Annotated in this window: 2 protein-coding genes; one reads left to right on the top strand and one right to left on the bottom strand. The window is 59.0% G+C overall.

All coding sequences use genetic code 11. The features are described from left to right. The coding region (locus AC1D0P_RS27330) for a hypothetical protein (RefSeq protein WP_477679599.1) at nucleotides 1-192 on the bottom strand (192 nt) is incomplete at its 3' end. A 44-nt stretch (nucleotides 193-236) separates the two neighbouring features. Here AC1D0P_RS27330 and AC1D0P_RS27325 point away from each other — a divergent pair. Next, a complete protein-coding gene (locus AC1D0P_RS27325) occupies nucleotides 237-515 on the top strand; it encodes a hypothetical protein (protein ID WP_477679598.1) in 279 nt (92 codons plus the stop codon). Nucleotides 516-578 lie beyond the last annotated feature (63 nt).

Here is a 578-nt window from a genome sequence, read left to right as displayed (position 1 = left end):
CAGCATACCAGTATCGGGCAGGGCGGTGATGATGACGGCTTTCAGGGCATTGCCGTCTTCCGTGTCGGTGAAGCCGAACGTGTCTCCCGAAAAGGTGAAGCTGGCATCCTCGTCAAGCGTCACCGTGTTGTCGGCAGCGGACGGCGCGTGATTGATGTCGGCGACGCGCGATGTGATTTCGGTGCTGATCAAAGTGATTGGGGCTGGCGCATGTCGCATGGAAAATCCCTTTTTCGATGACTTCAGAACAGGAAACCATCCTTGATCAGATGCGCACTGCCGACGCCGGCACGATCGCTATAGCCGAGGCCCATACGGTCGGCGCGACCATTTTTGGGAGGATCGGCGTGCATCGGCGTTTCGGCGGGGTTGCGTTCACTTATCGTAAATCGGCAACGCCGAGCGAAACCGCCTTGCGCCTTGACAAATCGGACGCAGCATGCGCTTGTCCCGCCGATTTGATGAGCCCCAAGAATCCGGGCGTTTTGACCCGGACGACAGACATTCAGGACTGACCCCATGCACCGCTATCGCAGCCACACTTGCGCCGCCCTCAGGAAATCCGACGTCGGTTCCAC

It is taken from the genome of Polaromonas sp. P1_G2 (assembly GCF_056405515.1).
Note: the sequence above shows the minus strand (reverse complement) of the source record. Positions and strands in the feature narration are given on the sequence as shown.